We start from the raw sequence: 25567 nt of genomic DNA, 5'->3' as shown, positions 1-25567 counted from the left end.
GTTGCTAGATTTTTTCGCCGTCGATGTCAGCGTCGTGGCCGGATTGCAGCTCAATCACGTTGAGGCCGTCTGCTCGTAAATCCGCAGCAAAGTTTTGGGCATGGTGTAGCGGAACGATGGCTGCGATAGCGCAGCAAATTCCGGCCTCGGTGCTGCGGGCGCTGACTGCCCCGCGAGAAAGACAGAGCTGGCTGAGCATGGCATCGGTCGTGGTGATGGTATAGAGGTTCTCAAGATTGCGCTGTGATTCCGACACGATGTCGAAGCAGGCCGCGTGGCGGCGCGATTTGATTGCTTGAGCCGCGTTGATGGCTGCTTGAGTTTCGGTTTCCATAAACTCCAACCAGTGGGCAGCTTCAGTGATCGTGGGAACATTGTCGGTTCCACAGACTTCATGGACGGCCTGAAGCCATTCGATGACGCGTTCTCGGGCGTCGGGAAGCGCGCGGAGGGAGTCGGTACCGAAGGCTTTTTCGGCTGAAGTGATAAAAGCTTGTCGACGTTCGACCTCTGCGGTTTGTTCTGCACCCACAGGAGGGATGACTACAAATGCCGCATAGTCTGATTGGGTATTGAGCGGGTGTGGGAAATGAGTGACGGAACCATCGGAATAATCAACAATGTTGAGGTCGCTTGCTAAGCCACGAAGCGCGGAATCGAAGCGAGCACGTACGTGTGGCCTACCGGTTGCCGCTTGAGAAGCTTGGAAACACACATCTGCAAACTTTGCTTTGATGGGAGCGGTATGAACATCCTCATAATCATGAGCAAAGGCCAATGCTGCAGCCATGATAAGAGCCTCTTGATCTCCCAAACCTGCATCTTCGGGAATCGTGCTAGTTACGGTCACATTAAAACCGTGGGTATCACGGGATAGCAGTTGGCGATGCACCATATAGTAAATCAGCACGGCCACAGTGAGCGCTGGGCTAGCATCACCTGGTGATTCCAAAGGTTCGTGATCACCGCTGAGACTGTTTTGCCATTCGAAAACATCACTCAACGAGATAGTGGATTGTTGGACTGGCATGTCGGGATCAGCGCTGTAATAATCCACCGACACAATATCGTCTGCACGAGTGGTGGCCTCAACATGGGTGCGTAACTGGGCAACACTCATCAGCACAACGCCACCAGCATGATCGGTATGTTCACCAATCAACGACCACGTCGCTGGAGCAGAAGCAGACACAGGGTGCTCGAGGACGTCGGCGTCGGTGTGCTGCCTCTTAAACATTATGCGGGGGCTCCTTATAAAACGTGAACAAGATCTAAGCGCACAGATGCGCTGTGAATACTCTAGTGCTTTCAGCACTTCGGTGCGCACTGGGGTAGCGAGATACCCCAGTGCGCTGGCATTCTGGCAGAAAGAACTTACCATCATCACATAGGAGGATATGCACTATGTCCAACACAGATGCTCATTGGTTTTTTAACATTGAAACCGGAGAGGTTGAGCAAGGAAAAGCATCAAGCTTTAGCAACCGAATGGGGCCATACGCCTCCGCAGAAGAAGCCCGACATGCTCTCGAAATAGCTCAAGCACGCAATGAAGCCGCAGATGCGGAGGACGAAAAAGACGACGAGTGGGATTAAATCACTCAATCACTTCTTCTTTTTGCCCTTCTTGAGCTGTTTCTTGGCCTTCTTTTGCAAGTCCTTATACGCCTGGGCTACTTCTTTGTAGCTTTTCTTAGCGGCATGCAAATGAACCACAGCGCGTTGATACTCATAGGAGTAGACGATGCCGAGCTCGAAGCTAGACACTCCACGCAGCTCGGCATGTCGTGCTGCCTTATGGATCATCACCCGAGACGTTGCCGTGTCTTGGAACTCACCGAGGTCTGTTTGTAGTTTTTTACAAGCGCGAACTAGTTTCTTTGTTTCTAATGGAGTAGAAGAGCCAATCGCATCGGCAGCATAGCGGAATTTTTTAACAGATTTACGCAGATCATGGAATGTTTCCTCATATTCGGGCAAGGATTTTTCCAAATCTTTGTAGCACGGAGCCGCCTTGGAATATCGGCGCTGCATTGCTGCATAAGCCTCATCCAGACTTTCCACTAACGCAGGAAAACTCGAATCGGTGCTCTTGGTTTGAGCAACCAGCGGAGGATACGCTAGAAAGCTATCGATGTCGTTTAAAAGATCGAAATAGCGTTGATCGTTCAGCGCTAAATTAATCCTGCGATGTGCTTTGGCGTAGTCAGCATCCAAACCATGATGGAGGAAATCTCTCGTTGACTCATCCAACAACGAAGCAGCAAGATCATCAGCAATAAAACGGAATCGAGCCTGTACTACTTCGCAATCCCGCGCATTCCCAAGCACAGCTGCCAACTCTTTTAGTTTGGCCTCCAGCTTTTCTGTGGAATGTGGAGCAAAAAACTCTCTAAAAGTGTGCAGATTACTGCGCAACTGACGGGTTATCACACGCATTTGATGAACCGCATCGGGCTCATCACGACGAACACGTGGATCCCATTGAATAAGTGCAGCACTATCACGTTGCAAAGAAGCCAGCACTGGAAATACAGGGCTTGAAGAATCAATAACTGCAGGTTGCGGAGGCGACGGAATATAGAACGCCGAGTCGCCTAAAGCACTTTGTAATTTCGAACCACTCTGCGGATCTGTCGCGCCTTGAGCACGAACTACTGAGTCGGCAGCCTCCAACAAACTATCTGCTTGACCTAATTGTTGCGCACAAGCAGTAGCCTCGATTTCCCACTCACGCCACCGCTGTTCCGCGCCCTTTTCCAGATACGAAACGGAATGCACGTGATCGTCGCAAAGCTCAAGAAGCACACGATTCTCGGAGTCAGAAGCAAAAGAAAGATGCCGCTCATTATCCACGCGTGCCACCGCAATCAGTGGACTATTTCGTACAATCGCGCGGACCTCCTGTAACAACTCAGGCGGTACATCTTCGCTCAACGGAGCATGCGTCTCCCTCCGCCCCTGCGGAGTCGAAGCCTTAATATGCCAGCCTTCGTCGTGACCACCGGTGCGGCGTCGTAACGCAATTTTGGCACGCGAAAGCCGCAAATCCTCCGTATCAAAATACGTAGCAGACAACCGAACAACCTCTGGCGCAGTCACCTGAGTAATGCCCGACACTGAACTAATATCCGGCGCCGCTGCCATAGCGTCAACCGAGTATTTCGCTTCTACTTCCAACTGGCGCTGTAATCCCATGACATGAGTTCTACCAGTTTGTTATGACACGCGATAACAAAACATGAAAATAACCACGCAACCCTCACCCAAAAGAGCCTATATACTGCGAAAACAATGGGGCGACCGCACGATGTCACGAGCAGAAAGTATCGTATGAGATATGAACTCCCAACAAGAATTCGTGCTACAAGAAATTGAAGAACGAGACGTCCGCTTCGTACGACTTTGGTTCACTGACATCCTCGGATTTCTCAAATCAGTAGCAGTCGCCCCCTCAGAGCTCGAATCAGCCTTCGAAGAAGGCATCGGGTTCGACGGCTCCGCGATCGAAGGATTCTCCCGAATCTCAGAAGCCGATACCATCGCGCTTCCTGACCCCTCGACCTTCCAAATGCTGCCGAGCCTCAACTCTGACCCCACTATGCGCTCGGCCCGAATGTTCTGCGACATTCTCAACCCCGACGGCCAGGCCTCCAACTCGGACCCACGCCAAGTACTTCGCAAACAAGTACAACTCGCTGCCGACGAAGGATTCCACTGTGTCGTATCCCCAGAAATCGAATTCTTCCTAGTCCAAAACCTTCGCACGAACGGCCTACCACCAGTATCAACCGACAACGGCGGGTATTTCGACCAAGCAAGCCAAAATGACGCCCCCATGTTCCGTCGTGAAGCCATGCTTGCACTCGACCGCATGGGCATCCCCGTCGAATTCTCCCACCATGAAACCGCGCCGGGACAACAAGAAATCGATCTCCGGCACGCTGATGTGTTGACCATGGCAGACTCGATCATCACCTTTAAACATTTGATGAAACAAGTCGCTATCGACAACAACATTGGTGCCACCTTTATGCCAAAGCCGTTCAGGGATCACGCCGGCTCCGCGATGCACACGCACATGTCCTTGTTCGAAGGTGACATCAACGCATTCCATGATCCAGACGATGAATACGGACTGTCCGTGACCGCAAAACGATTCATCGCCGGCATTATTCACCACGCCAATGAGATCTCAGCTGTGACTAACCAGTGGACCAACTCCTACAAGCGCATCCTCTTTGGCAACGAAGCACCCACTGCAGCCACATGGGGCGCCTCGAACAGGTCAGCTCTCATTCGCGTTCCTACCTACCGGCTAGCAAAAGCAGAATCACGTCGTGTGGAAGTACGTTCACCAGATTCCGCATGCAACCCTTACCTAGCATTTTCTGTGTTATTAGGCGCCGGACTTAAAGGCATCCGCGAAGGTTATGAAATCCCAGACGCAGCCGAAGAAGACATCAGCTCGCTTACACGTCGCGAGCGCCTCGCCATGGGATACAAAGACCTACCAACCAGCTTGGATCAAGCGCTACGAGAAATGGAGCGCAGTGAATTGGTAGCCGATATCCTTGGCGAGCACGTCTTTGAATACTTCCTACGTAACAAATGGCGTGAATGGCACGACTACCAGCAGCAAATCACCCCATGGGAATTGCGCAATAACCTCGACAACTAATACATCGTCACGCTCGTTTTCATCGGTGACAAAACTCGGAGTACCACCACATGCGAAAAACACTTCCATCTATCGGAGCCCTAGGCTTTAGCAACGCCAACGCCGAAAAAGATCTGTGCTGGTTGGGGTGGTATTCCAATGATCCAGACACAGCAGCCGACGCCCCAAAACAATCCGCCGAAATCTTGTGGCACCTCAGCGGAACTGCAGATCCGGACTTAGCGCTGAACACCCTTATTCGATTGATGGAAGCATTGGGGGAACAACAACAAGGGCAATTGCACAATGCACTTCGCGCTGACCCAGAGCTACGCGTAAAGCTGTTTTCCCTCCTTGGTGCATCCACGGCGCTGGGGGACCACATTGTGGCGCATCCGCATACATGGCCGGAATTACAAAGGCCAATGCCGACGAGGCAAGAGATGTTTCGGCTCATGCTCGGTTCCGTCGGCGCCGCACCTGCGAGCTTTTCTTCAGAATCCCAGCAGCCGCAGGGTTCGGACTCAGACTCGGAATTTTCCTTTGGTGCTGATCTCAGCGCGGATGATACCGCGAATACTGATCTATCCACACCTGGTACTTACCGTGCTGAAATTACTGGGGATCGTGCAGAAGTTGCACTAAAAACTACCTATCGCTCGTTGCTGCTGAGGATCGCAGCGGCTGATCTTGCCGGCACCTATCCCGAAGACATTCATCGCACCGGATTGCCGGAGGTTTCATTTGTGACCGTCACCAAGGCATTAGCTGATGTGGCTGATGCTGCGTTGACCGCTGCATTGGCCGTCGCTGTGGCACATGTGTATCCAGAAAGTGAAGTGGATACACATCTGGCTGTTATGGCGATGGGCAAATGCGGTGCTCAGGAACTCAATTACATTTCAGATGTTGATGTTATTTTCGCTGCTGAGCCGGTAACCCCTAAAGCTATTCGGCTAGCAGGGGAGTTTATTCGCATTGGTTGTGCTTGTTTCTTCGAAGTCGATGCAGCACTTCGCCCCGAAGGCAAACATGGGGTGCTGGTACGCACCCTAGATTCCCATGTTGCGTATTACAAGAGATGGGCTGAAACTTGGGAGTTCCAAGCGTTACTCAAGCACCGGCCGATGACCGGATATATTCCGCTTGGGCAAGCCTATAGCGAGAAAATCCAGCCAATGGTGTGGGAAGCAAGTCAACGTGAATCTTTTGTTGACAACGTGCAGCGAATGCGCCGCCGAGTTTTAGAAAATGTCCCAGCCAAACTGAAAAACCTCGAACTTAAACTTGGCGAGGGAGGGTTGCGCGATGTGGAATTTGCAGTGCAGCTTTTGCAGCTTGTTCATGGGCGATCCGACGAATCCTTGCGTACGCTTTCTACGATTGACGCCCTGAACGCGCTTATTGAGGGCGGATACGTTGGGCGCGAAGACGGTGCTGAGCTCATTCGTGCCTATGAGTTTCTCCGATTGTTGGAACACCGCTTGCAGCTGCAAAAAGTAAAGCGCACCCATACGATGCCGGAGGCAACGAAAACGAAGCAACTGCGTTGGCTGGCGCGAGCTGCAGGGTTTAAAACCTCCAAACTGGCGAGTGCTACCGATGAGATGAATGCGATGCTAAAAACATCGCGCCTTCATATATCGAGCTTGCATCGAAAGCTGTTCTACCGGCCGCTGCTCGATTCCGTCGTCAATATTTCGGTGGGCACCTTGAAGCTTTCCCCAGCAGCCGCGAAGCTTCAGCTCGCTGCGTTGGGCTATGTATTTCCTGATCGCGCCATGGACCACCTTCATGCGCTTGCCGCGGGAGGTAGTAGGAAAGCCAAAATTCAAGCGATGCTTTTGCCCACGCTCATGGAGTGGCTCTCGGAGACAGCAGAACCTGACGCGGGTCTTTTGAACTACCGCAAACTTTCTGAGGCTGCCTACGATCGCACGTGGTTTTTGAGGATGCTGCGTGATGAGGGAGTCGTCGGCCAGCGTCTCATGCGAATTTTGGGCAATTCTCCGTACACGGCTGATTTGATCATCTCCGCGCCAGACATTGTGAAACAGCTTGGCGACGGCGCCACGCGTCCGAAACTTCTAGAAACCTCAGAAGACCGCGTGACCAAATCGATCGTGGCAGCTGCGGCTCGTCACGATGATCCGGATGTGAGTATTGCAGTTGCTAGATCGCTTCGCCGTGCCGAACTGGCTCGCATCGCCAGTGCAGATTTGTTGCAAATGCTCAGTGTGCAACAAGTGTGCCGCCGATTGTCGTATGTGTGGGATGCGGTATTGGAAGCCGGTTTGCAAGCCGAAATTCGAGCAGCGTTAATCAGCTCGACAGGGGATAAGAACTCGGTGCCACCAGCGCGCATTGCTGTGATCGGCATGGGGCGCTTAGGTGGTTCAGAGCTTGGTTATGGTTCCGACGCTGATGTGATGTTCGTATGTGAACCAACCGAGGAGGTATCGGATGAAGCCGCGGTAAAATGGGCAATTGGAGTATGCGATTCGATGCGATCGCGTCTGGCCAAGCCGAGTGGCGATCCGCCGCTTGACGTGGATTTAGGGTTGCGTCCTGAGGGGCGTTCGGGTGCTGTTGTACGCACGCTGGAATCCTATAAGCAGTATTACAAGCGTTGGGGTGAAGTGTGGGAAATCCAAGCGCTTTTACGGGCTGATTTTATCGCCGGTGATGCAGAGCTCGGCGCTCGATTCCTCGAGATGATCGAGTCCTTGCGCTATCCCGAAGCTGGTGTGAGCCAGAAAGTTATTAGGGAAGTCCGGCGGATGAAGGCACGCGTGGATAATGAGCGATTGCCGCGTGGTGCTGATCGTAATACCCACACCAAACTCGGGCGGGGTGCGTTAACGGATATTGAGTGGACCGTTCAGTTACTGACCATGATGCATGCCCACGAGTTTCAGGATCTCCATAACCCGTCCACGTTGGACAGTCTCGATGTGATTGAAAAGCACGCTGTGATCGAACCAGAAAAGGTTGAGGTGCTACGTCAAGCGTGGCTTACTGCCACGCGAGCGCGAAACGCCATTGTGCTGGTGCGCGGAAAACGCGTGGATCAGCTGCCACAGCAGGGAACCCAGCTTGCAGCGGTAGCGGGTGCGGCTGGTTGGGAACCGTCTGATTCTCAGCAGTACCTTGATCACTATTTGAAGGTCACCCGCCGTGCACGACAAATAGTTGATGAGGTGTTTTGGGGCGTCGATAGTATCGAACATGACTATTAGCGGTTGATGAGGTGAGGTCGATCGCTTGGCGCGGTTAAGAATCAACCATCTGGTTGACGTAAGGGGAACCTAACCTAAGTATCTTCTAGGTTATTGATCAGAACGCATGATGCGTCCATACGAAAGGTTTCCTTCATCTATGACTACTGCAACCGCAGGCCTCGCTGTTGAACTCAAGCAGTCCACCGCACAAGCCCACGAAAAAGCTGAGCACTCCACGTTCATGAGCGACCTGTTAGAAGGTCGCTTGGGGGTAGCGGAGTTTACTCGTCTGCAGGAGCAAGCATGGTTGTTCTACATGGCACTAGAGCAGGCAGCAGATGCTGTGCGTGCCAGCGGATTTGCTGAGTCCCTCCTCGATCCCGCTCTCAACCGTGCTGAGGTTTTGGCACGCGACCTAGACAAGCTAAACGGCGGTAGCGAGTGGCGCTCACGCATCACAGCATCGCCAGCTGTTATCGATTACGTGAATCGCCTTGAAGAAATCCGCGACAATGTTGACGGCCCAGCGCTAGTTGCTCACCACTACGTGCGCTACCTCGGGGATCTTTCGGGCGGACAGGTTATCGCGCGTATGATGCAGCGCCACTACGGCGTTGATCCTGAAGCCCTAGGTTTCTACCACTTCGGGGGGATCGACAAGCTCAAGGTCTACAAGGATGAGTACCGTAAAAAGCTCAACAACCTAGAGCTTAGCGATGAACAGCGTGAGCACCTTTTGAAAGAAGCAACCAATGCTTTCGTTTTCAACCACCAAGTTTTCGCAGATTTGGGTAAAGGCCTGTAAGTAAATCAGGGATTGCCCCGATGCAAGATCCTTAAGCTCCTCTCTATGCTGGTGAGCATTCACAGTTATTGAGAGGAGCTTTTTAGTATGTCCATGAAACTAAGTCTTGATCTAAGCAATGCCACCGTAGGTGAGCTGTATGCATTTGCTACCGCTATCGAATCCACAGCGACCGGGGCAGACACGCCGTTGACCTTAGAAGGAAACATACTGAGCGTGACCGCCAAGCAATCCGTGTCAGGACGGCGTCAGCGCACTGATAACGACGCCACCTCTGGTGGGGCGGAACAAACCTTAACGTCGCTTATCGACGCCCTCATCGCACGTCGAACCAACTAAATCAGTTGGCCGGTCACAATAACGTTGTATTCAAGGTCAACGGACCCGTCGACCGAGCATGCGATCAAGACGATGCGCCCTGGGATGGAATCGTCGACAAGCTCGGAGTCGTCGATAGCCTCGTATTTGTTGACTAAGTAAGCACCAGTTACTTCCCATGCGCGGCCATGTCCGTCGGCGTCAGTCATGGTCACCACTGAGCCATTTAACACGCTTGTGTGATAACGAGTGACCTCGATGCCATCGTCGCCGCGGACAATAGTAGGGCGATCAAAATCGACGTTGGACGTTACTACCTCAGAAATTGGGTTAAAAACCAAACGTTGCTGTCCCCACGCGTGCCCTAATACATAAGTCGTGCCCTGTTCAGCGGTGGCAGGAGACTGGCCCCAGCCATCTACCCAGCGCACCATCGTTGCCTGTGGGCCAGCGGGGTTAAGGGGGAGCTCATAGGGCATTGAATCATAGGAAGCGGCCTCTATATGGGCCGGTTCGGTCATCGAAAAGGTACCCAAACCGGCTGGGGATACTCCAGAATTTAAAGTTTTCAGATCGCGGTAGGGGTCTGTTTCTACAGGCTTTTCCTCGGATGTAGGTCGTGGCTTGTTGGAAGTTGGAGAAGGAGAAGACACCGGTGTGCTTGAAGTAGCGGTCGGTGGAGCAGGATCGTCTAAAGAATTTTTTAGTGCAGCACCGCCTGCCCAAAAACCTGCGGTGACCAAAGCGATTGTGGTGCCCAGAGCCGCGATAGTAATGGCGTAGCGGCGGGGAAACGATGACGGTTGCGGCATAAAAATTCCTACTGTCCGATTTGTAAGCCCTAACGCTATCAAAAATGGTGATAAGTGGCGCGCTAGGTTCTGGGCAGACGAGGTGTTCTTCGAATAAAACCTGCAGTATGGGGGTATATGTGGGCACAATTGTCGTAGTGTGCGCGGTGTCACCGCTAGGGTAGGAGAGATGAAATATATTTCAACGCGCGACGCATCATCGACTCCGGCTCGATTTACCGATATCTTACTGGATGGACTTGCCCCCGATGGTGGCCTTTACCTGCCAGAACAGTATCCACAACTTACCGAAGAGCTGCTTGACCAGTGGCGTACGTTGTTAGAAGACAAAGGGTATGCGGCACTCGCTGCTGAAGTATTAAAGCTTTTTATCGATGACATCCCAGCGGCCGATATAGAAAAAATCACCGCCCGTGCATACACAACGCCGAAGTTTTCTGATGAAGACATCGTTCCAGTGACAAAACTGGAGAACAACATTTATATCGGTCATCTTTCAGAAGGCCCTACGGCGGCATTCAAAGACATGGCTATGCAGTTGCTCGGCGAACTATTCGAATATGAGCTAGGGCGTCGCGGCGAATCTCTAAATATCCTCGGTGCAACCTCCGGTGACACCGGATCGTCTGCGGAATACGCCATGCGTGGCCGTAAAGGGATCCGCGTCTTTATGCTCACCCCTACAGGGCGTATGACCCCATTCCAGCAGGCACAGATGTTCGGTCTTGATGACCCGAATATCTTTAATATCGCGCTCGATGGTGTATTCGACGATTGCCAAGATGTAGTTAAAGCAGTGTCGGGGGATTCGGAATTTAAAAAGAACTACCGAATCGGAGCGGTGAACTCCATTAACTGGGCACGCCTTATGGCCCAAGTTGTGTATTACATTACTTCTTGGCTTCGCGTTACCGATAGCAACGACCAAAAAGTGAGCTTCTGTGTGCCAACCGGCAACTTCGGTGACATCTGCGCAGGGCATATTGCAAAACAGATGGGTCTTCCTATCGATCGCCTCATCGTTGCAACGAACGAAAATGATGTGCTCGATGAGTTTTTCCGCACCGGTGATTACCGTGTACGCAGCTCCGCAGATACGTATGAAACGTCATCTCCGTCCATGGACATTTCGCGCGCTTCTAACTTTGAACGCTTTGTATTTGATCTTCTCGGACGAGATGCGGACAGAGTAGCTGATCTATTTGGTACGCAAGTCAAGCAGGGTGGATTCAGCTTGGCTCAGGCTCCCGCATTCGCCGAGGCCGCGAATCGTTACGGATTTGCCTCCGGTAAATCTACCCATGCTGATCGCGTTGCCACGATTGCAGACTGCTATGAAAATCGTGGCATGATGATCGACCCTCACACCGCGGACGGTGTGAAGGTAGCACGAGATTGGGCCTGCGATATTGATTCGCCAATTGTTTGCCTTGAAACTGCGCTTCCAGTTAAGTTCGCTGACACTATCTGCGAGGCAACAGGACGCGAACCTGAGATGCCAGAGCGTTTTGCCAGCATCATGGATGCTCAACGTCGTGTAACTGATCTTCCTAATGACGTAGCAGTGGTCAAAGACTTCATTGTGACTAGCATCGAGGAAACCGAAAAAACTCAGTAGTGCTTTTTGTGGTCGTTGACTACGCATACATTCCCCATGTCATCCGGTACTGTGACCTGACTTGGCTCAATTTAGTCAGACGGTTGGGGCAGCTTTTCGGTGAGTTCGCGGATGTCAGCGGGCAGGTCGGTTTGTGCATGGAGGGTCTGGCCTGCGATTTCGACGGTAAACGTCCGGTATTTCTTCAGGGTTCGCACTAATCGCTTCAACGATAGGCCCGTGGCTTGTTCCAACACGTGGCCTGTGGCCATCGCGGCCATCACAATGGTTAGGTGTGCGTGGATGGAGTCTTCTTTACGGTGATAAATCGGTCGGGCTTTCAGGTCTGATTTCGCCATTCGGAACGATTTCTCGATCGTGAACAGGCGCCGGTAGGCACCGATGACTTCCTGGGGTTTTAAGTCTGTGCGTGAGGTCTCGTATCCTTTAATCCCGGCCAGGGTTAGGTGCTTGTTGGCTAGGGTGTGGTTGACCTGCTTATTCGGGGCCTTGAGGTTGACGTATCGATTCCGCTTGACGGGTATCTTTCCGTCAACAGCACGCTGGGCTTTATCTAGTTGTTCGCCGATGCCGCGCCTTGTGCGCCGAGCCCTATCGTAGGAATACTGGTAATAGGTCACTGCCTGCGGTTTGCCGCTGGTGCGGCGTTTGTCGCTGTGGTGACGGTGGGTCCAGATGTGTCCGTCGTCGTAGTCGGTGTAGCTGCGCCCTTCCGCTGCATCTAGCCAGGCTTTAATTGGTTCTGGGATTTCGCGTTCTTTCGTGCCCAGAATGTAGTCCAACCCGGCATCGATAATCGCGGTCTTGTTGGCGGCTGAAAACATGCCAGCATCAGCAACAATCGTGATGTCGTCAAGGTGGTAGGCGTCTTTAAGACGCAGGATCATTGGCAACATGGTGTGCGTTTCCGCACGATTGCCTTCAAACGCGCCGATCGCCAAGGGCAAGCCGGTGGAGTCGGTGAGCATCCCGACAGTGATCTGGGGTTCGAGTCGGCGTTCTTTACTAAACCCGGGTTTGCGTAGCTCGTCGGGCACGTCAGTTTCAAAATACAAGGTTGTCACATCGTAGAGAACCATCACACCAGGACCAATGGCCGCGTGTGTGGCTAGCGCGTGGGTTATCTGGTCGCGGAAGTCTTTGTCGGCATACCGCGGAAGGTAGCGCTTTATAGTCGCGTATGAAGCCGAGGCCACGCCGACTTCTGCCAGAGTTTCAATGGAATCAAACTTGGAACCCGGCGAGATAATACGGGCTTGGACCAGGTTGAAAAACACCTCGTCCTTGCCGCTTGCCGTATCCAGGCCAAGGAGTTGGAAGGCCCCGCGAATCGCGTCTAGGAGAAGACCTGCGCGTTCACCGGATACCGTGACGGGATTATCAACCGTGCCTGTTCCAGACACAGCAACCGCAGAAGGCAACACTTTGAGGTCAAGTGAAATTTGCTCGCCATCGACAAGCCGCTGAGCCTTGACCATCAGCGCTGCGAGATCGTGGTCGGTATGGGCGGAGCCGACGTGTTCGATTTCAGGTTTGCGGTTGCGGTACCGCCAGATGATTTGAACAGCGGTCGCACCCGACGCCGTCGGGACCCGGCGGATACTCGGTGACATATTCAACAGCCTACCGGCACCCCCACCGCTACCCGCTTAGTCAGACAAAACCCGCACTCTGATACCCAACCCCACAGGCAGAAACGTCAATATGAACTACAACACACCAAAATGAGCCAAGTCAGGTGATCGCGTTGCCACGATTGCAGACTGCTATGAAAATCGTGGCATGATGATCGACCCTCACACCGCGGACGGTGTGAAGGTAGCACGAGATTGGGCCTGCGATATTGATTCGCCAATTGTTTGCCTTGAAACTGCGCTTCCAGTTAAGTTCGCTGACACTATCTGCGAGGCAACAGGACGCGAACCTGAGATGCCAGAGCGTTTTGCCAGCATCATGGATGCTCAACGTCGTGTAACTGATCTTCCTAATGACGTAGCAGTGGTCAAAGACTTCATTGTGACTAGCATCGAGGAAACCGAAAAAACTCAGTAGTGCTTTTGTGGTCGTTGACTACGCATACATTCCCCATGTCATCCGGTACTGTGACACACTGACGGATGAAGTGGGGATTTTTCATAGCTAGACTGACACCCATGGCACAAGAGCAATTCGCTGGACCGGAATACTTCACTGACTTTGATCCCAAGGCCTTTGCCGAAAAGATCAAAAAAGAAGCGGCGTTGCGCCAGCAGAACGAAACCAAAGCATTGGATAAGTCAGACTCTCCACAGCAACAATAACTTTTAAAGAATCGAAGGAATGTTTCCACGATGCCTACACCGGATTTTGTACTTCAACTGCGGGAAAAGATCGGCAACGATCCTCTATTTTTACCTGGGGTTACCGCCGTTGTTATTAAGGATGTTCCAGAGGGAGCTCCAATTACCGCTGTTCCAGAAGTGCTGCTTGTTAAGCGAGCTGATAATGGCGAATGGACGCCAGTAACCGGAATCGTCGATCCAGGCGAGCAACCACACAGTGCAGCTGTACGCGAAGTTAAGGAAGAAACTGGCCTTGACGTCACCGTGGAAGCACTGCTTGGAGTAGGTGCGGTAGGGCCAGTTACCTACCCTAATGGGGATGTTTCGCACTACATGGACACCGCCATGCGGTGTGTAGTTGTAGGAGACAGCACCCCACGTATCGGTGACGACGAAAACACCGAGGTGCGATGGTTCTCTGTGATGCAAATGCCTCCTATGAAACCACGTTTTAGGTTGGTTGTCGGAGACGCCGTAGCCCAGTTGCGGCGACCAGAAGGCTTCCGGCCGCGCATGGGATACGAAAAACGAGAACGACGCCGCTAGGCAGCTACCGCGATATGGCGAACACCTGGTAGGTGGGCTCGCCATGCGGTGGTAACCGCAATCAAACATGCGAGTGCGAGCACGGTGCCTACTGAAAACAGCACCGTGTAGCTAAAACGCGCATTTAATGCTGCGAAGGCCATCGGGATGAAAAGCCTAGGTAAGCAACCGAATAATAGACTGCTGTGAGGCCTGCAAGATCATCTGCTTGGACAATGCGTTGCACCTCGGACAAGCCAGCCACCAATGCTAGACCGTAGCCCATGCCCATCAGCATGGCCGAGAGAATTCCGATCCAAATTTAAGGTCGGAGGCTGCGACGGCTCCAATAGTAACTCCAACAGTAATAATCGCCATGGCAACGACCGACGCGCGCGCAGACTCGCGGGTATCAATCAGCTTGCCGACGAACTGAATTCCAGCGCCACAACCAAGAGTCAGAACCGTCACCAACCCAGAAAATGCGATAGGGGTATTTCCTGCTGAAGTAGCAAGTAGCTGGGGGAGAATCGCATAGGCTGCGCCCGCACAACCAAAAACCCAAGGCGCAACGGGAGCAACTACGCGTAAGAAGCGCTTGTGTGCAGCAGCGGAGATACACAGATCTTGGAAGAAACATCGAAAGCCAACTGTTTGCAACGTTGCCTTGGGCGGATTCTAGGGGTGGTTGCAACGGTTGATGGTTTTAGGCAAGCAGCTTGAGGATCCGCTCGCTGGGTTTATCGTATTCTAACGTCTTGCGTGGTCGATCGTTTAACTCTTCTGCGACTGCGTCCAGATAGTCTTCTGGGTACTGGGATAGGTCGGTAGCTTTTGGGAAGTACTGTCGTAGTAAACCATTGGTGTTCTCGTTTGTGCCTCGTTGCCAAGGACAATGAGGATCGCAGAAGAAAACATCCATATCTAAGGAGGTAGAGATTTTCTTGTGCAGCGCCATTTCAGACCCCTGATCCCAGGTAAGGGAGTTACGTAGTAGTTTTGGAAGTCCTTGCATCTTTTTCACGATCGCTTCTTGAACGCTGCCGGCATCATGGTGATTAGGAAGATGTAGCAAAATTGTGAACCGGGTTGTACGCTCTACCAACGTGCCAATCGCGGACTTATTGCCGGCACCGCATATCAAATCCCCTTCCCAGTGTCCTGGAATGATCCGTTCATCGACCTGTGCTGGGCGGCAAGCAATCATTGTCATGGGGTCTTTAAAACGGGGTGTGCGCTGCTGGGGTTGTTTATGCGGTTTACGCCTGCTACGCCCTGTACGCAGCATCTTTTTAACCTCTAGCTTTAACTGTCCACGGGCATGAACATACATCGCTTGGTATGAAATGGTCTAGTTTTTCTTCTGTTTGAGAGGATGGGGGAATTGGGGTTATGCCAAAGATTTTTGATCAGGAAGCCAAGGATCGAGCGGTTCGTTTGGTTGAGGATCGTATTCGTGTTCAGGAGTGTTCAATTGTGAGTGCGTGCGAGCAGGTTGCACCCAAGCTTGGTGTTAGTGCTAGCGCGTTGCGCCAGTGGTTGCAAAAGTCTAGGCGCGAGAATCGCGATCGTGTCTGCGAAATCGATCTCGTGGCTGAGAACGCCCGCCTGAGACAAGAGGTTCGGGAGCTGCGTGATACGAACGAATTATTGAAAGCTGCTTCGGCTTTTTTCGCGTCCGAACTCGACTCCCAACGTCGGAAATGATCGCGTTTATTGATGAGTATCGTGATCGTTTCAGTGTCGAGTTTATCTGTAGGACGTTAAACAAGGAGCGTGAGGGCGGCTTCCTTACCTCGCGTGGTTATCGTGATGCGAAAGCAAGACCACGTTCTCGTAGAGCATTGCGTGATTGTAAGCTTGCTGAGAAAGTCAAGGAGATTCACGCCGAGAATTATGGGGTGTATGGGGTAGGCAAGATGTGGCACGCCCTGACACGCGAAGGGATCGAGATTGGTCGTGAGCAAACCCGGCGGATCATGAGCCTTGCTGGAGTAACCGGTAAGCGTAAGGGGAGGAACCCTGTCACCACAGTCAAGGGTAAGGATGTTGATACTCGCCCAGACTTGGTTCAGCGCGATTTCAAGGCTACAGGCCCGAATCGGCTGTGGGTTGCTGATATTACCTACGTGAGAACATCGAAGGGTTTCGTCTACGCTGCCTTTGTTACCGACGTGTTCTCCCGCAAGATTGTGGGCTGGGCACTGTCAGATTCAATGAAAACTGAAGCCTTACCGCTCCAGGCGGTCAAGCAAGCGATCTGGAACGCCTACTCAACCAAGGATTTGATTCATCATAGCTATCACGGCTCTCAATACGTCTCTTTGACCTATCATCAGTATCTCGTGGATGCTGGCATCGTTGAATCAACCGGCAGCGTGGGTGATAGCTACGACAACGCGTTGGCTGAGAACGTCAACGGCTCATACAAGAACGAGATCATCCATACCCGTACGTGGGCTGATGTTCTCGAGGTAGAGATCGCTACATTCGAGTGGGTGCACTGGTGGAACCAGATCCGTCTCCACCAAGCCCTTGACTACCGCACGCCGGTCGAGGTCGAGAACGAGTACTGGCAGCAACAAAAAGAATCAGCAATAATAAAAACAAGGTAAACACCTAGGAAGAAAACCCGGGGCATTTCAGTTATAGAGGTGCGCCAGAATTTCGTTACCAGCAGCTTTCATGATGTGTTGATGAAACTCTGCGTCGAAGTCGGTGTAGAGGTCGAGGCTTTCGCGGCTTAAGGCCTTTTCTTGCTTTTCGATGGTGGCTTCTAGCGCTGCGACGATCGCCGTTCGTTGTGCGTTTGGTAGTTACGCAACTTTTTGGGCTGAGTGAGCCTCGATGAGGTAACGGGAATCGTAAATGTCGCGGATGTCCTCTCCTCCGAGTGCACGATCAAGGCGCCACGTTTGGGGTAGAGGCGTAAGAACCCTTCGGTTTCTAGCCTGATAAAAGCTTCACGTATAGGAGTGCGGCTCAAACTGAGTACTTTGCCTATGTCGCCTTCACTGATCATGTCGTTGTCGCTGAGGTGGCCGTGAGTGATCTGTTGTTTTAGATAGAGATAGGCGCGCTCAGCGGCAGGCAACTCGGATGTGTCATCCAAGAGTCCTGCGACATGAGGATCATGCTGTGAATACGACATAGATACAAGTTAGATCTAACATGGATCCTATGCGAGTATGGATAGTCAACTGGTGTTTTAAAGCATGTAGAGCGCGGGGGTAATTTCTATCCAGCTATTAATAATTTGCGTAATAGCGTAATTTATTCGCTATGAATGCAGTGTTACTAGCGGTCGTTGTCATGCTGGTGCTCGCAGTCTTGCGAGTTCACGTGGTCTTGGCCCTCTTTATCGGTGCCCTTGTGGGTGGTTTGACCAGTGGAATTGGCCTTGACGCGACAATGGTTGCGTTTCAGGAAGGCTTAGCCGGTGGTGCGAAAATTGCACTGAGCTATGCCATGCTGGGTGCCTTTGCCATGGCGGTAGCAAGCTCGGGGCTACCTAAGCTATTAGCCGACTTCATTATGAAAAAAATTAGTCGTGAAGAACAAGGCGCAAGTAAAAAAGCAGTTGCTGTAACCAAATGGCTCATGCTCATGGGAATCCTTGCTATGAGTGTGATGAGTCAGAACCTCATCCCAGTCCACATTGCCTTTATCCCACTGATCGTGCCACCGCTTCTCAGTGTGATGAATAAGCTGCGATTGGATCGTCGTCTTGTTACCTGCGTGCTTACCTTTGGCTTGGTCACTACCTACATGTGGATTCCGCTGGGATTTGGTTCAATCTTCCTCAACGAGATCTTGCTCGGTAACATACGCAAAGCTGGAATGGACACCAGCGGCATCAACATCATGCAGGTCATGGGAATCCCTGCGTTGGGTATGTTTGTTGGCCTGTTAATTGCTGTGCTCTTTAGCTATCGCAAGCCACGGGATTACCAGACTGTGGCCATTGTGGAGACTGATGAGGAAGAAAAGCCGGTTTCTCGATACAAGGTTATTGTTTCTCTAGTCGCAATCTTTGCCACCTTCGCTGTTCAGGTCGTTATGCAGTCGCTGGATACCGAGGCGGATTCATTGTTGATCGGTGCTCTTACTGGTTTGGCCATCTTTATACTCACTGGTGCGGTGAACTGGCGAGAAGCTGATGATGTTTTTAGCCAAGGTATGAAGATGATGGCCATGATTGGCTTCATTATGATTACGGCCCAAGGCTTTGCCTCGGTCATGAGTGAGACAGGCGAAGTTGAATCGCTTGTCAACGCCTCCGCTGCCATGTTTGGTGAAAACAAAGCTGCAGGTGCTCTTGTGATGCTTTTGGTGGGGCTTGTGGTGACTATGGGCATTGGCTCTTCGTTTTCCACGCTCCCGATCATCGCAACGATTTATGTTCCGCTGTGTGCCACCATGGGATTTTCTCCAGCAGCAACGGTTGCGATCATTGGTGCCGCCGGCGCTTTGGGTGATGCGGGCTCCCCAGCTTCGGATTCTACACTTGGTCCTACATCAGGTTTGAATGCGGATGGTCAGCATGACCACATTCGAGATTCAGTTATTCCGACCTTCCTCCACTTCAACCTCCCGCTTATCGCAGCTGGTTGGGTGGCAGCGATGGTTCTGTAACAATTACCTTGCGGGTTGATAACAATGTGCGCACATGGTGGCGGGCATCTTTAAGGCGACCTACGGTGGGAATTGGTATTAATCCCACTACGCCTTAAGGAGGCACGTCACCATGAGTGATTTTGAGAACAAGATCGAAGAATTGGGCGGCAAAGCAAAAGAGGCAGTAGGAGATGCTACTGAGAATGAGCAGCTTGCCGACGAAGGTCGCGCCGATCAGACCAAAGCCGATGTTAAGCAGGCCATCAGCGATGCCGGCGATAAGATCAAGGGCGCTGCAGATAAGGTTCTTGGATCTTTCCAAAAAGATGAAGAGAACTAACGCTTAACGCTTGAGTAAAAATAAAACCGAGACATTCCTTTGAAGGAGGGGATGTCTCGGTTTTGCTTTGTGGATTTATTCAAAATCAAGAGTGTAGTTTTCTGAACGCACGAGTCCTAGCGCTGAGCAGATCTTAAAAGAGGCAATGGACAACGCGATGGGAACGATGACGAACACTGTAAAGATGATTGCAATGTTTGCGGCAGACCAGCCCCATCCCTCGGCATTTAGCGCAGCAAGCGGTCCCACAAGCCCTGAAATTCCAAAACCTGCTGAGATTGGGGTACCGGAGATTCCTAAAGCACCACCAATTGCCCCCCAGGGTCACGGATGTGAGAGCTAGTGGCAAGAAGTTGAGGGGGCGGCCCCAAATACTTGCCATGTGTACTTTTGGGGAACCTAGAACAGGTAGCAAGGAGGTAGCCATTCCGTTGGCTTTCCACCCTGCAATGGCTAGTCCAAAACCTGCGGCAACAACGCCGAGATTGGCAGTTCCTGCTGCCACGCCGGACATGTAGATTGCAGTCGCAATACCCACAGTGGAGATCGGGGATACTATTGCTAGACAAAACGCTAGTGAGAGTATGGCGCCCATAGCGATGGGCTGGAATCCGGTAGCTCCGTTGATGACGTCGCCTAGCCAGACGCTAAAAGCGCGCACGGCAAGATAGGTGACTACCCAGCCGATCGTTCCAGCAGTGATAACCACAATCGTTGACAGCAATAAAATGGTGTAGTTGCCAAGGCGTGGGCCTACCCATAACACCGCAGCCACGGCGAGGGCTGCAGTAATGCCGGTGTTGATCACTAGTCCTGTTCCTTGGAGATGGAAGCCGCCATCAGGGTCGACCGTCGCAACGCCGGAACCGAGGACGACTGCAATGCCGACGCTCGCTGTCTGGATTAGGGTGAGCTTGAACTGCATGCCCACGAGCATCAGGATAGGCAGCATTGACGACGACAGCGTGACCAATGTGATGATCGTTTTAAGCTGTGGCGCTATTGGAAGGAGTGCTTTGAGGAGTTCTCCTAGTAGAGCCTAGGGTACAAGAGCAACTACTACGGCAATGGAGATGCCGTTCAAGGCTTTCATGATGAAGTCGCCGATGGAATTATGGAGAGAACGGACTGCTGCGTGTTCTGGGTGGTCGATGGAGTCTGAAATGGCTTCGGGAGTGGAAGTGTGGTGAGGTGGTATAGAGTAAACTTTCGTGGATTAGATGAGAGTCACAATATCCTACATTGCAGGATTTCTTGTTGTACGCCGCGGGATGAAAATGTGATGTGTGATCTAAGTCAACGAAGCGTACTATAAAACCCATGAAACGCAGAGTTCCTGCGAAGCTTAAGATCATCATCGCTTCTGCAGTGGGCATTGTCCTAGGTATCCTCGGCGGCGCTATCGCATTCCCAGGTGCACCTGCAAAAATTGATACCGTTACACAAAAATTCTCTAGCACGTCCCACGATGGCGACATCGACTACGGGGAGATGCACAGTTTTACCCACGATAATGTGACAAGCAATTATCGAATCTACGACACGGGCTTGGACTACTCGCGAACCATTGGACTCGTGGTGCGCCTACATGGTGACGGCGAAGATGAGTTTGACGATCCCGGCCAAGGGCTATCTTCTATGGCCGACGTGGCACGTAGCCACAACATGATCCTCATCGTGCCGCTTGATCCTTCCGCGGACAACGACTACGCATGGTGGAAACCCTCGGAAGGTAAAACCAAATGGCTCAGAGCACTCATTGAACAACAATTAAGCGACCATCCCGGCATTAACCAGCATAAAATCTGGTGGATGGGCTATTCCGGTGGTGCAGAATATCTAGCGCAAAAAGTTCTGCCGAAGCTAAGCCCCCTGGTTACCGGTGGCGCGGTCATGGTCAGCGGTGGTGAAGTACCAGAATCACAGGTTCTTCCCGAACTTCCGCATAAGCTACCGCTTTATTGGGTAGTAGGGCGTGACGACGTCCCCGAGGCGACTCTAGAAAACTTCGATGCCGTTGGTGCCGCGCTCAAAGGGTACAGTGCTTACACCACGCAGGGATTTACCCAGACGTCGTTTAGCTTGCTGCTTGGGCACGATCACTTTGATATGCCTGATAGTGACATTCTCGAAGCAGCTCTGAGCGGGACAATGGAGCAACTGGTGGCAGATACAGCCGCGGAAGAAGGATAGGAAAAGGGCGTGGCTCCGAAGCAATATTGGAACCACGCCCTGAAGAGCATTAACGACACATTTGAACAACTTCCTGACCTGCACGAACGAAAATCCCCAGGTCAGCATTTCCCACGAAACCTCTCCGCCGATTCCCATTCCAACTTCTTCAATAAGACTCATGTCAGACAATTATTCAGAGACGTTAATCGGTTACGTCCACTAGTGTGGTGTATCTGTAACTACCGGTGCGGTCCTGATGAATGAATGAGGCGACCACCGCGGGTACCTTTCGAATCAACTCTTACCTATCCTCGAAAGGAAGTAAACCCGCGATGGCCACTAACCCTCATCATATCGACCCGACCGCGTATCTGGAAGAATTGCTCACCCAGGCCTCCCCAGACTTGATGCGCCAGATGCTCACAAACTTCATCAACCAGATCCTTTCGGCCCAGGCTGACAGTGTTTGCGGTGCTGACTACGCCACGGTATCTCCACAACGGACTAATACCCGCAATGGCTACCGCCACCGCGACCTTGATACTCGCGTCGGCACCATTGATATCGCTGTACCCAAATGACGTACCAGATCTTTCTTCCCAGACTGGTTATTGCAACGACGAACCCTAGCCGAACGAGCACTAACAACCGTAATAGCCACCTGCTATGTAAAGGGCGTATCCACCCGCAGGATGAACGATCTCGTCGCCAGTTTAGGAATCAATAATCTCTCGAAATCGCAGGTATCTGACATGGCAAAAGACCTTGACGAGATGGTCGAAGACTTCCGCACCCGACCACTTGATACCGGCCCCTACCTATATGTCTCGTGTGATGCGTTGACCATGAAAGTCCGTGAAAGCGGACGAGTCGTTAAAACCTCTGTGCTACTAGCCACCGGGGTTAATGCCGAAGGTTACCGGGAGTTATTGGGCATGCAGATTGCACCATCTGAGTCTGTGGCCTCGTGGACCAGGTTCTTTAGGGATCTTCAAGCCCGCGGACTTGATGAAGTCTATCTTGTCACCAGTGACGCCCATCTAGGTATCCAACATGCAATTAGTGAGATATTACCGAATGCGTCCTGGCAACGGTGCCGAACGCACTTCGCCAAGAACCTCTCTGGCATGGTGCCCAAAACGCAGTGGCCAACCCTATCGGCGATGTTTCATACGATATTCCAAACCAGACTCGGAATCGGTGTGGTCCCAAGCCCGTGAGGTCGTAGCATTTTGTGAAGAGAAATTCCCCTGCGTTGCTAGCTACCTGGAAGAAGCTTTGGATGAGCTTCTGGCGTTTACTAACGCCCCGAAATCAGTGTGGAAGAAAGTCTGGTCGAATAACCCCTACTGAACGACTTAACCGTGAAATCCGCCGGCGCACAGATGTCGTAGGTATTTTTCCTAATCGTGACGCTGTCGTGCGCCTTGTTGGCGCGATACTAGTTGAACAACATGATGACTGGATTCAGCAAAACTGCTACATGTCACTGACCAGTCTGGCACACACCAAGGCGATGATCACCGCCAACGTCATCGACGCTGACACCACCAAGGAGGTCGAGTGAATCAATTAGAGCACTGGGTACGTGCTGGCCCCTGACACCATCGCACTGCATGCTTTATCGAAGGGTAGAAACACCACTCAAACAGACTTGACCAGGCTGGTCCGCGTCCGCCTCGGGGTGGTGCCCGCGTAAGGGGTATGCCTGCGAAGACAATCTCGATATTGCTGGCGCAAATGCCCCGCCGCAGATTGGCGAGGCAGCATAAGAGGTCACGACCTTTCTTGGACCTATTCCAGGAGGCCGTGGCCTAGAAGTCGTGGGGTGCCGAAAATGGCGATTAAAGCCGGTAAAAATGAGGAGTTTCAGGCCGAAAACAACTCAATTCGGGTACAAAAATAGCGGACCCCTCGGAAATTCTGATGAATTGTCGAGGGGTCCGCTTATGCTTAGGAGTTGTACAAATAACCGCAGGTCAGATGTGCAAAAATGCCCTTAACTCTTAGCAGTCGAAGTACATCTCGAACTCCTGCGGGGTTGGGCGCAGGCGAACAGGTGCAATTTCATTGTCGTACTTGAGCTTGATGTAGGTGTCGATCAAGTCGTCGGTGAAGACGTCGCCGTCGGTGAGGAACTCGTTGTCCTCCTCTAAAGCCTTCAGGGACGCCTCGAGGGAGGTTGGTGCCTGAGGGATGGAAGCAGCTTCCTCTGGGGGCAGCTCGTAGAGGTCCTTGTCTACAGGTGCGTGTGGCTCGATGCGGTTCTTGATGCCGTCGAGGCCTGCGAGCATCATGGCAGCGAAACCGAAGTATGGGTTGCCTGATGGGTCTGGTGCGCGGAACTCGATGCGCTTTGCCTTTGGGTTGGAGCCGGTGATCGGGATGCGGATCGCAGCCGAGCGGTTGCGCTGGGAGTACACGAGGTTGATGGGAGCCTCGAAGCCAGGAACCAAGCGGTGGTAGGAGTTGAGCGTTGGGTTGGTAAACGCCAAAACTGCGCCTGCGTGGTGCAGGATACCACCGATGTAGTAGCGGGCCATGTCGGAAAGGCCTGCGTAGCCGACCTCATCGTGGAACAGCGGCTTGCCGTCCTTCCACAGTGACTGGTGGGCGTGCATACCGGAGCCGTTGTCGCCTGCCAGTGGCTTAGGCATAAACGTTGCGGTCTTGCCGTTGCGGAAAGCGGTGTTCTTGATGATGTACTTGAAGGTCTGTAGATCATCGGCAGCGTGGAGCAGGGTGTTGAATCGGTAGTTGATCTCTTGCTGTGATCCGGTACCGCATTCTGGGTGTTGGCGCTCAACGTCAAAGCCTGCGTCGCGCAAGGTGAGTGTTATCTCGTCGCGAAGATCTTCGAGGGTGTCGTATGGCGCGCACTGGCCGTAGCCGCCCTTGAATGGGGTCTTGTAGCCGCGGTTATGGGTGCCATCGAGGTTTTGGTCTACGCCGCGGTTCCACCAGCCGTTGTCGGAGTCGACCTCGTAGTGGGAGCGGTTACCTTCAATTTCATAGCTGACTTTGTCAAAGACGTAGAATTCAGCTTCCGCGCCGAAGAAGCAGGTGTCAGCGATGCCAGTAGAAGCCAGGTACTGCTCGGCTTTGCGGGCAACGTTACGTGGGTCACGGGAGAATGGCTCGCGGGTGAATGGGTCGTGGACAAAGAACTTCATGTTCAGTGTCTTAGCCTTGCGGAATGGGTCGACCATTGCGGTAGCAACGTCGGGGTGTAAGTTCATGTCGGATTCGTCGATGGTGGTAAATCCTCGGATAGAGGAACCATCGAATGCGAAGCCATCTTCAGCAGCTTCCTCGGTGAACATCGATGCAGGGATGGTGATGCGCTGTTCACGGCCCGGAACGTCGGTGAAGCGAATATCAAGAAACTCGACGTTTTCTTCTTTGATGTACTTAATGACGTCTTCGTTGGAAGTAAAAGCCACGTTGACTCCTCGTTATAAGGTGTAATGGGTTTAGAGCGTGAACGCTGACACATTGATAGGCGGTCGTAGGTTACTCGTAGGTTATACGCGCGACTAGCTTAACCTATTATCTATAGGGCTATCAAAAAATGGTGACTGCGGTTACTCCAACCATCATGTCAGAAACCACGTTCGTGTGATTGCTATCATCCATATTAAGGTAGGAGACATGGCAAACCCCAAGCGCAGCTGGCTCGACGGCCCACAGATCCCTGCAGAATTCGACGGAAACCGTATTGCTCGTTGGCCAGGTGAATTCCTCGGCCTCCCCAAAGAAGGGCCAGGAGCCTTAGCCTCTGTAATGCGCCGTGCATTGGGAGTAGCAATTGACTGGATCATATGTCTTATCGCCGCTGTGCTGATTACCAACGTAACCCATGTTCTTGGCGGTACATCGACTGTCGCACTGATTCTCTTCTTTATTCTCGGAGTCGTGAGCGTGTGGCTGTTTGCACGCACCCCAGGACAAGCATCGGTTGGCATTGGCGTTGCGCGTATCGACGCCCGCGATGCGCACGTGGGCTTCGTGCGGGCACTTGCGCGTACTGCATTTACGTGCTTCATTTTCCCCGCAGTGCTTGTCGACGCCGACGGGCGCGGCATGCATGACCGAGCTACCGGCACCGCAGTTGTTTTCGGATAGCAACAAAAAATTCCCACGCACATGTGCGTG

The 25567-nt window shown here is 52.3% G+C and carries 18 protein-coding genes and 6 pseudogenes; 15 read left to right on the top strand and 9 right to left on the bottom strand.

Annotation, left to right across the window (positions count from 1 at the left end; genetic code table 11):
* Positions 1–4: 4 nt before the first annotated feature.
* Positions 5–1237, bottom strand: coding sequence for a galactokinase family protein (locus ABMV07_RS09340; protein WP_088266781.1), 1233 nt, complete (start codon positions 1235–1237; stop codon positions 5–7).
* Between the two features lie 167 nt (positions 1238–1404).
* Here ABMV07_RS09340 and ABMV07_RS09335 point away from each other — a divergent pair, with 167 nt between their 5' ends.
* Positions 1405–1596 carry a hypothetical protein gene (locus ABMV07_RS09335; protein ID WP_197689388.1) on the top strand — a complete coding sequence of 64 codons (192 nt, stop codon included), beginning with the start codon at positions 1405–1407 and terminating at the stop codon, positions 1594–1596.
* Positions 1597–1605: 9 nt separating this feature from the next.
* Here the strand turns inward: ABMV07_RS09335 and ABMV07_RS09330 are convergent, their stop codons facing one another.
* Positions 1606–3198, bottom strand: a complete 1593-nt coding sequence (locus ABMV07_RS09330; RefSeq protein ID WP_088266779.1) for a CYTH and CHAD domain-containing protein — start codon at positions 3196–3198, stop codon at positions 1606–1608.
* A 142-nt stretch (positions 3199–3340) separates the two neighbouring features.
* On the opposite strand from ABMV07_RS09330, the gene ABMV07_RS09325 reads away from it, so the two are divergent.
* The 4 genes from ABMV07_RS09325 to ABMV07_RS09310 all read left to right on the top strand — a co-directional run bounded on the left by ABMV07_RS09325 (position 3341) and on the right by ABMV07_RS09310 (position 9025).
* Positions 3341–4681, top strand: coding sequence for a glutamine synthetase family protein (locus ABMV07_RS09325; RefSeq protein ID WP_196977527.1), 1341 nt, complete (start codon positions 3341–3343; stop codon positions 4679–4681).
* 50 nt (positions 4682–4731) lie between these two features.
* The gene (locus ABMV07_RS09320; protein ID WP_196977528.1) at positions 4732–7899 is read left to right on the top strand and encodes a bifunctional [glutamine synthetase] adenylyltransferase/[glutamine synthetase]-adenylyl-L-tyrosine phosphorylase; all 3168 of its coding nucleotides are present in this window, start codon (positions 4732–4734) and stop codon (positions 7897–7899) included.
* Positions 7900–8038: 139 nt separating this feature from the next.
* Positions 8039–8686, top strand: coding sequence for a heme oxygenase (biliverdin-producing) (locus ABMV07_RS09315; RefSeq protein ID WP_196981621.1), 648 nt, complete (start codon positions 8039–8041; stop codon positions 8684–8686).
* An 87-nt stretch (positions 8687–8773) separates the two neighbouring features.
* Positions 8774–9025 (top strand): hypothetical protein, encoded by a 252-nt coding sequence (locus ABMV07_RS09310; RefSeq protein ID WP_088266775.1) that lies wholly within the window; start codon positions 8774–8776, stop codon positions 9023–9025.
* Here ABMV07_RS09310 and ABMV07_RS09305 read toward each other — a convergent pair.
* Positions 9022–9816, bottom strand: a complete 795-nt coding sequence (locus ABMV07_RS09305; protein ID WP_088266774.1) for a sortase — start codon at positions 9814–9816, stop codon at positions 9022–9024. The genes ABMV07_RS09310 and ABMV07_RS09305 overlap by 4 nt on opposite strands.
* Before the next feature lie 169 nt (positions 9817–9985).
* Here ABMV07_RS09305 and thrC point away from each other — a divergent pair, with 169 nt between their 5' ends.
* Positions 9986–11434, top strand: a complete 1449-nt coding sequence (thrC, locus tag ABMV07_RS09300) for a threonine synthase (RefSeq protein ID WP_088266773.1) — start codon at positions 9986–9988, stop codon at positions 11432–11434.
* A gap of 71 nt (positions 11435–11505) precedes the next feature.
* Here thrC and ABMV07_RS09295 read toward each other — a convergent pair whose 3' ends face one another.
* A complete protein-coding gene (locus ABMV07_RS09295; RefSeq protein WP_374064146.1) occupies positions 11506–13047 on the bottom strand; it encodes an IS1634 family transposase in 1542 nt (513 codons plus the stop codon).
* Positions 13048–13174: 127 nt separating this feature from the next.
* Here ABMV07_RS09295 and ABMV07_RS09290 point away from each other — a divergent pair.
* From ABMV07_RS09290 to ABMV07_RS09280, 3 genes and pseudogenes are all read left to right on the top strand, one after another.
* A pseudogene (locus ABMV07_RS09290) lies at positions 13175–13486 on the top strand (threonine synthase); the annotation flags it as partial.
* A 65-nt stretch (positions 13487–13551) separates the two neighbouring features.
* Positions 13552–13734 carry a hypothetical protein gene (locus ABMV07_RS09285; protein WP_370684781.1) on the top strand — a complete coding sequence of 61 codons (183 nt, stop codon included), beginning with the start codon at positions 13552–13554 and terminating at the stop codon, positions 13732–13734.
* Between the two features lie 30 nt (positions 13735–13764).
* Positions 13765–14301, top strand: a complete 537-nt coding sequence (locus tag ABMV07_RS09280) for an NUDIX hydrolase (RefSeq protein WP_088266772.1) — start codon at positions 13765–13767, stop codon at positions 14299–14301.
* Here ABMV07_RS09280 and ABMV07_RS09275 read toward each other — a convergent pair.
* Positions 14298–14949 (bottom strand): annotated as a pseudogene (locus ABMV07_RS09275) (MFS transporter); the annotation flags it as partial. The gene ABMV07_RS09280 and the pseudogene ABMV07_RS09275 sit on opposite strands and share 4 nt — an antisense overlap.
* A gap of 37 nt (positions 14950–14986) precedes the next feature.
* Positions 14987–15622 (bottom strand): annotated as a pseudogene (locus ABMV07_RS09270) (IS30 family transposase); the annotation flags it as partial.
* 50 nt (positions 15623–15672) lie between these two features.
* On the opposite strand from ABMV07_RS09270, the gene ABMV07_RS09265 reads away from it, so the two are divergent.
* Positions 15673–16895 (top strand): IS3 family transposase gene (locus ABMV07_RS09265; protein ID WP_374064524.1). Its coding sequence is split into 2 segments (ribosomal slippage): positions 15673–15961 and positions 15961–16895, totalling 1224 coding nucleotides; the frame shifts between segments, so codons are not numbered across the junction.
* Between the two features lie 30 nt (positions 16896–16925).
* Here ABMV07_RS09265 and ABMV07_RS09260 read toward each other — a convergent pair.
* Positions 16926–17431 (bottom strand): annotated as a pseudogene (locus ABMV07_RS09260) (GntR family transcriptional regulator); the annotation flags it as partial.
* Positions 17432–17562: 131 nt separating this feature from the next.
* Here ABMV07_RS09260 and ABMV07_RS09255 point away from each other — a divergent pair.
* On the top strand, positions 17563–18915 hold the full coding sequence (locus tag ABMV07_RS09255; RefSeq protein ID WP_088266480.1) for a Na+/H+ antiporter family protein: 1353 nt from the start codon (positions 17563–17565) through the stop codon (positions 18913–18915).
* 112 nt (positions 18916–19027) lie between these two features.
* Positions 19028–19237: a CsbD family protein gene (locus ABMV07_RS09250; RefSeq protein ID WP_014303655.1), complete on the top strand. Its 210-nt coding sequence runs from the start codon at positions 19028–19030 to the stop codon at positions 19235–19237.
* A 75-nt stretch (positions 19238–19312) separates the two neighbouring features.
* Here the strand turns inward: ABMV07_RS09250 and ABMV07_RS09245 are convergent.
* Positions 19313–20330 (bottom strand): annotated as a pseudogene (locus ABMV07_RS09245) (PTS sugar transporter subunit IIC).
* A gap of 227 nt (positions 20331–20557) precedes the next feature.
* Between ABMV07_RS09245 and ABMV07_RS09240 the strand changes: the two are divergent.
* Positions 20558–21430 (top strand): hypothetical protein, encoded by an 873-nt coding sequence (locus ABMV07_RS09240; protein WP_088267750.1) that lies wholly within the window; start codon positions 20558–20560, stop codon positions 21428–21430.
* 314 nt (positions 21431–21744) lie between these two features.
* Positions 21745–22979 (top strand): annotated as a pseudogene (locus tag ABMV07_RS09235) (IS256 family transposase).
* 439 nt (positions 22980–23418) lie between these two features.
* Here ABMV07_RS09235 and glnA read toward each other — a convergent pair.
* Positions 23419–24855, bottom strand: a complete 1437-nt coding sequence (gene glnA / locus ABMV07_RS09230; RefSeq protein ID WP_374064523.1) for a type I glutamate--ammonia ligase — start codon at positions 24853–24855, stop codon at positions 23419–23421.
* A gap of 208 nt (positions 24856–25063) precedes the next feature.
* Here glnA and ABMV07_RS09225 point away from each other — a divergent pair, with 208 nt between their 5' ends.
* A complete protein-coding gene (locus ABMV07_RS09225) occupies positions 25064–25537 on the top strand; it encodes an RDD family protein (protein WP_088267351.1) in 474 nt (157 codons plus the stop codon).
* The last annotated feature ends 30 nt before the right edge of the window (positions 25538–25567 follow it).

It is taken from the genome of Corynebacterium belfantii, assembly GCF_041898185.1.
GTDB lineage: Bacteria > Actinomycetota > Actinomycetes > Mycobacteriales > Mycobacteriaceae > Corynebacterium > Corynebacterium belfantii.
Note: the sequence above shows the minus strand (reverse complement) of the source record. Positions and strands in the feature narration are given on the sequence as shown.